The sequence below is a fragment of the Micromonospora sp. ALFpr18c genome (assembly GCF_008868155.1).
In the GTDB taxonomy this organism is placed as follows: Bacteria; Actinomycetota; Actinomycetes; order Mycobacteriales; family Micromonosporaceae; genus Micromonospora.
Genome location: NZ_WBKR01000271.1, coordinates 1 through 6,432 on the forward strand (window position 1 = coordinate 1; position 6,432 = coordinate 6,432).

General features: G+C 72.6%; 6 protein-coding genes. All 6 read right to left on the reverse strand.

Translation table 11 applies throughout. The annotated features are described in order from the left end of the window. Positions 1-148 precede the first annotated feature (148 nt). The 6 genes from manA to F8271_RS29115 all read right to left on the reverse strand — a co-directional run bounded on the left by manA (position 149) and on the right by F8271_RS29115 (position 6,337). Positions 149-1,312, reverse strand: coding sequence for a mannose-6-phosphate isomerase, class I (gene manA, locus F8271_RS29090; protein WP_151493032.1), 1,164 nt, complete (start codon positions 1,310-1,312; stop codon positions 149-151). Between the two features lie 3 nt (positions 1,313-1,315). Then, positions 1,316-2,323, reverse strand: a complete 1,008-nt coding sequence (locus F8271_RS29095; RefSeq protein ID WP_151493033.1) for a cation diffusion facilitator family transporter — start codon at positions 2,321-2,323, stop codon at positions 1,316-1,318. Positions 2,324-2,390: 67 nt separating this feature from the next. Continuing rightward, positions 2,391-3,587, reverse strand: a complete 1,197-nt coding sequence (locus F8271_RS29100; protein WP_151493034.1) for an SIS domain-containing protein — start codon at positions 3,585-3,587, stop codon at positions 2,391-2,393. Continuing rightward, positions 3,584-3,769 carry a Trm112 family protein gene (locus F8271_RS29105; RefSeq protein ID WP_139585754.1) on the reverse strand — a complete coding sequence of 62 codons (186 nt, stop codon included), beginning with the start codon at positions 3,767-3,769 and terminating at the stop codon, positions 3,584-3,586. The genes F8271_RS29100 and F8271_RS29105 overlap by 4 nt, the downstream gene beginning before the upstream one ends. Positions 3,770-3,830: 61 nt before the next feature. Continuing rightward, positions 3,831-5,216: a phosphomannomutase/phosphoglucomutase gene (locus F8271_RS29110; RefSeq protein WP_151493035.1), complete on the reverse strand. Its 1,386-nt coding sequence runs from the start codon at positions 5,214-5,216 to the stop codon at positions 3,831-3,833. Positions 5,217-5,284: 68 nt separating this feature from the next. After that, positions 5,285-6,337, reverse strand: coding sequence for a hypothetical protein (locus F8271_RS29115; RefSeq protein ID WP_151493036.1), 1,053 nt, complete (start codon positions 6,335-6,337; stop codon positions 5,285-5,287). Positions 6,338-6,432 lie beyond the last annotated feature (95 nt).

Consider the following 6,432-nt stretch of genomic DNA (forward strand, 5'->3'; position numbering starts at 1 on the left):
CGCCCCGCGCATCCCCCCGGTTTGGTTCCCCCGCACGTCGTCGGACCATCGTCGCGATAACGCTGCGTACTCATAGAGTCACACTGAGGCAGGGACGCGTCAAGCCATTCCGGGAAAGTCGGACTTGTGTCGTAGCGACGGGCGCGCGTCAGCGCAGCCCCGACGTCGCCACGTACGCCTCACCGGCACCACCGATCCGCAACGGCTCGCCGGCCGCGTCGCCGATCGCCGCCTGACCCGAGACCAGCGTCACCGCACCCGCCCCGTCGTCCACCGTGATCGACCCCGAGGCGCAGAGCACCACCCGCGGGCCGGGCAGCAACACAGTGACCGACGGCACCGCCGACCCGACCCGGACCCGGTGCAGCGCGAAGTCGTCCACCGGCACCGGCCAACAGTCCACCCCCGGGCCGACCGGCCGCGCCGTCCGAACCGGGTCGTCGAGCACCTCGAAACGCAGCACCCGCAGCAACTCGTCGACGTCCACCCGCTTCGGTGTCAGTCCGCCGCGCAGCACGTTGTCGCTGGCCGCCATGATCTCCACGCCACAGCCGCTCAAATAGGCGTGCAGGTTGCCGGCGGGCATCCAGATCGCCTCCCCCGGCACCAGCCGCAGGTGGTGCAGCAGCAGCGCGACCAGCACACCCGGATCGCCCGGGTAGGCGACCGCCAACCGGCGGGCCAACTCCGCGTCCGGGCCGTCGGCCGGCGCCGCCACCACGGCCGACAGCAGGTCCTCGCGCTCCCCGGCCGGCCAGCAGAGCAGCGTCCGCACCGCCGTCCGCAGCCCCGCCGGCCCGGCCCGCAACGCGTCCACCACCGGCGTCAGCACCGGTACGCCGAACGCCGCGAGCGCCTCGGCCGACTCGGCCGGTGCCCGGAAGCCGCACAGCGCCTCGAACGGGGTGAGCGCCACCAGCAACTCCGGCTTGTGGTGCGGGTCGGAATAGTTGCGTTCCGCCTCGGGGCGCTCCGCGTCCGCCGCGTACCCGGCCCGCGCCTGCTCGGCGTCCGGGTGGGCCTGCAGGCTCAGCGGGGCGTCCGCGGCGAGGACCTTGAGCAGGAACGGCAGCCGATTGCCGAACCGGTCGGACACCCGCTGGCCGAGCCACTGCCCCGGTTCGTCCCGCACCAGGTCACAGAGGCTGACCTGGAGCCCGGCGCGCTCCACCATGGCCGGGGCGCCCGGGTGGGCGCCCAGCCACAGTTCCGCCTCCGGGCCGGCGCTGGGCACCGGCCGGCCCTGCAACAGGGCGATCGCCGAGCGCGACCCCCAGGCGTAGTCCCGGATCGGTCCGTACAGGAGCTCCACCCGTCAGCCCCCGGGCCGCCCGGCCGCCTCGCCCGACACGTCCTGGGCCTGGGGCACCGCGGTGTCGGCGGCGGCACCGGTGCCGGCCTCGGCGGCTGCGACGCTGTAGACGTCCGGCTCCAGGTAGATCACCCGCGCGATCGGCACGGCGGCACGGATCCGCGCCTCCACGGCGTTGATGCCGCGGGCCAGGTCGTGGGCGCTCTCGCAGGCCGGAACGCCGATCTTCGCGGCGACCATCAGCTCCTCCGGACCCAGGTAGAGCGTCTTCATGTGGATGATCCGCTCGACCTCGGGACCATCGGTGACGGCGTGCTCGATGGCGGCCAGGTCCTTCGGCTCGGCACCCTCACCGAGCAGCAGGCTCTTGGTCTCGATGGCCAGCACGACGGCGATGACCACCAGCAGTACGCCGATCATCGCGGTGCCGGCGGCATCCCACTCGCCGTTGCCGGTGATCAGCGTCATGGTGACGCCGAAGAGCGCGAACACCAGACCGACGAGCGCGCCGAAGTCCTCCAGAAGCACCACCGGCAGCTCCGGCGCCTTCGCCCGGCGGATGAAACGCACCCAGGACTGGTTGCCCCGGATGTGGTTCGACTCCTTGATCGCGGTCCGGAAGGAGAACGACTCCATCAGGATCGCCGCGACCAGCACGGTCACCGGCACCCACTGCCACTCGCTGATGCCGTGCGGATCCGACCACTTGTGCCACGCCTCGTAGAGGGCGAAGAGGCCACCGAGGCTGAACAGCACGATCGACACGATGAACGCGTAGATGTAGCGCTCCCGGCCGTACCCGAAGGGGTGTTCCGGGGTGGCCGCGCGCTTGGCCCGCTTGCCACCGAGCAGCAGCAGACCCTGGTTGCCGGAGTCGGCGACCGAGTGGATCGACTCGGCCAGCATCGACGACGACCCGGTCAGCAGGAACGCGACGAACTTGGTGACGGCGATGCCGACGTTGGCCAGCAGAGCGGCGACGATCGCCCTCGTCCCACCGTTGGCGCTCATGCCGCCGCTCCGCTTCGCCCGACGAAGCCGACCGGTCCGCGCATGACGCGCCGCCCCCTACGTTCGTTCACTGGTTCGACAGCTCCTTCATCTCGGTGATGGCCGGTACGGCCATCGGATCCAGCCCGTGGGCCAGAGCAAGGTAGATCGAGGCGAAATCCGGCACCGCGATCAGCGAGGCCAGCCGCTCCAGCGCGGAGCCGCCCTCGGCGGTCACCACGTCACACCGCACCCCGCGACGCTCGGCGAGGGTCTGCACCGCGTCCGCGCGGCGCTCCTCCACGGCGAAGGGTTCGTCGGTGTCGTCCTCGGCGTTGAGCCCGCCGTCGCGCAGCAGCACCAGCCGCAGACGGGTCCCCTCGCCGTCGTCCTCCGACGGGTCGGCGAAGATGTCCCGCTCCCCCTCGGCCAGACCACCGAACACGCCGTCGAGCAGGCCGACCCGACCACGACCGGCCTCACCGAGCGCCCCGGTGACCACCGGGTAGCGGGCGTTGGCCGACAGGGTGTCACCGAACCGGCGGGCCGCCACGGTCGCCAGCGGGGACGAACCCCAGACGATCGGGATGGACCCGGCCAGGCCCATGGCCAGCGACTTCGCCGGGTTGACGAAGGACTCCGCGGCGGAACGACAGCGGTCGGCGTCCGCGTCGAGCCGGGCGGCGGTCTCCGCCAGATCCGCCTCGTTGACCTTCACCAGGCCCAGCGAGCGGGCGGCGAGCAGCACCGGCACGGTGAGCGCCCAGAGGCTGGCCCGCGCCGGCGCGCGCCGGGGCACCGGGATGAACGGCGCACGGGCCTGCTCGGCGATCGACTGCAACTGCGAATCCGGGGCACCCACCGCGACCAGCCGGGCACCCCGCCGGTGCGCCGCCTCGGCGGCGCCCAGCGCCTCCGGGCTCCGACCGGACGCACTCACCGCGATCACCACGTCGGCGGCACCCACCCAGCCGGGTACGCCCGCGCTGCGGTGCCCGATGATCGGGACCGGGCAGCGCGGGCCGGCGACCGTGGCCAGCACGTCACCGGTACGCCCCGCGGTGCCGATGCCCGCGATCACCACGGCCCGGGGCCGCCCGTCGTCGGCCAGCACCGCCAGATTCGCCTCGGCGGCCAACGCCGCGCTCTCACGTACCTGCGCGCCGGCCGACGCGGTGTGTCGGAGCATGCCGCCCGGATCGTGCTCGGCCAGCGCGTCCGGATTGTCGAGCAGGGCCTCGTCGGCTTCGCGACGACCGCTGACCCCGGCCGTACCGTCGATCATGATGCCTGCCCGGGGCCGCCACGCGCCTCGTCGAGCAGCAGCACCGGCACGTCGTCCCGGACCTCGAAGATCCGGCCGCACTGCGTGCAGGTCAACGTCTGCGCCTCGGCATCGTAGGTGAGCGGGGCGTGGTGCGTGTCCGGACAGGCGAGAATCTCGAGCAACTGCGGATCCAGGGCCATGGCACGGCTCCTTCCACGTGTGCGGCTTGACCGGCGGCGGTGCCGACCGGCGCAGGCGATCTTATCGGCGAACGCGGTTGAGCACGTCGTCCCGGAGCGAGACCATCCGTTCCCGGGTGGGTGCTTCGACGTTGAGCCGCAGCAGCGGCTCGGTGTTGGAGGCACGCAGGTTGAACCAGGCGCCGTCGGGGAAACGCAGGGTGAGCCCGTCCATCTCGTCGACGACCGCGTCGGCGTACGCGGCCCGCACGTCGGCCACCGCGGCGGCCTGGTCGGCCACCGTCGAGTTGATCTCGCCGGAGGCGACGTAGCGCTCGTACTCCCCCGCCAGCACGGACAGCGGCAGCGACTGCTCGCCCAGCGCGGCCAGGGTGTGCATCGCGGCGAGCATCCCGGTGTCGGCGAACCAGAAGTCCCGGAAGTAGTAGTGCGCCGAGTGCTCACCACCGAAGACGGCATTGGTCCGCGCCATCTCCGCCTTGATGAACGAGTGCCCGACCCGCGCGACGACCGGCTTGCCGCCGTGCTCGCGGATGATCTCCGGAACCGCGCTGGACGTGATGATGCCGTGGATCACCGTGGAACCCGGGTGCTTCGCCAGCTCACGCGCGGCCACCAGCGCGGTGATCGCCGACGGCGAGACCGGCTCGCCGCGCTCGTCCACCACGAAGCACCGGTCGGCGTCACCGTCGAAGGCCAGCCCGATCTCGGCGCCGTGCTCGACCACGGCGCGCTGCAGGTCAACCAGGTTCGCCGGATCCAACGGGTTGGCCTCGTGGTTGGGGAAACTGCCGTCCAACTCGAAGTAGAGCGGCACGATCTCCAACGGCAGCGCCGACAGTGCCGCGTCGCCGAGCACGGTGGGAACCGTGAACCCACCCATCCCGTTGCCCGCGTCGACCACGACCTTCAACGGCCGGATGCCGGACAGGTCAACCAGCTTGCGCAGGTACGCGGCGTAGTCGGGAAGCAGGTCACGCCGCTCGGCCGGTCGGGTCGGCTCACCCGCCGGACGGGATTCACCCGAGTCCAACAGGGCCTGCGCGCGGTCCCGGATCTCGGCGAGCCCGCTGGCCTGGCCGATCGGCCGGGCACCCGAGCGGCACATCTTGATGCCGTTGTACTGCGCCGGGTTGTGGCTGGCCGTGAACATCGCCCCGGGCAGGTCGAGCGAACCCGAGGCGAAGTAGAGCAGATCGGTGGAGGCGAGCCCGATCTCGATCACCGAACGGCCCTCGGCGCGGACGCCGGCCGCGAAGGCGGCAGCCAACCCGGGCGAGGTCGCCCGCATGTCGTACCCGACGACGACCGCGTCGCCCGGCTCGTCGGTGGAGTTGAGAAGCTGGGTGAACGCGGCTCCAAGTGCCTCGGCGACCCGCTCGTCCCACTGGTCCGGCACCGTCCCTCGGACGTCGTACGCCTTCACAATCCGGGACAGATCAGACACTAGTTTCGCTCCTTGGCCGCAGTTTCCACCGAACCTGAGCGTATCGGAGGGGAGGGGTCCGGCCCCGCTCAGCCGGGGAGCCGGGGCATGACCGTGGTGTGCTCTCCGCCGTCGGACGGATCGTCGGGCTGCCCCTTGGCACCCGGCGCACCCGGCATCGGCTGCGTCGCGTGCGGAGTCGACTCCGTCGCGGCAGGCCGCGTCCCGTAGACCCCACCGGGGGTGGGCCGCGGGACGGGCACCGTCGGGTAGCTGCCGGGCGGCGGCTGCTGGCCGTACACCGAGCCGGGGTGACCGGGCGCGGCCGGCGACCCACCGCCGGAGCGGTAGGTGGTGCCGCCGGGGTTGCCCGGAAGCGGCCCGGACGGCCGGTCGGCCGGCGGCCGGTCCTGCCGGGAGCGTCGCACCAGCAGGACGATGAGCAGCAGCCCGACCGCGACCATCGCGATACCGAAGAACATCACCGGCGAGCCACCTCCGGACTCGTCGGCGGCCGCCGACGCGTCGGGCGCGCCCGACGTCGGACCCAGCGCGACCGGGTTCACCGCCTCAGCGGCCGTCGCGGCCTCGGTCGGACTCGGGGTCGGGGTCGGCTTCTTCGACGGCGTCGGCGACGGGGTGACCCGGGCACCGGTCACCTTCGCCGTGTCGGTGCCCCGGCCCAACTCCTGACCGGCCGCGCTGGCCCCCACGCCGGTCACCACGAGCCGGCCGCCCGGAGCGCCCGCGGCGAACGCCACCCGGTACCGCACCGTGATGCCCTTGCCCTTGCACAGGGTCGGCTTCGCCGGCGACGTCTGCGCGGTCACCGCGCTGCCGTCATTCCCGGACACCGCCACCGGGAACCAGCGCCCACCCGCGTTCACCTGCACCGCCACCTGATCCGGCTGGAGACCCTCGAGATGCAGACCCAGAGCGGTCCGCAGCACGACGCACCCGTCGGAGCGCTTGCGCACCGCGACATTCACCCCCTGGGGGGAGCCACCGGCGGCGAAACTGCTGGCCGAAGCGACCCGGACCGAGTCGTCGTCGGCCAACGCCGGCGACGCGCCGAGCAGCACCAGGCCGCCCAGAACACCGCAGATCGTCGCGAGCCGCGCCGCGCGCCGACGCACCGTCATGATCACCTCACCGTTTCTCCCCGGGTGGGGTCCGCGGGTCAGGCTACTACCGGCCCACCCCCACCCCTGGTCATAGAGCGGTCCGCATGTGTGCG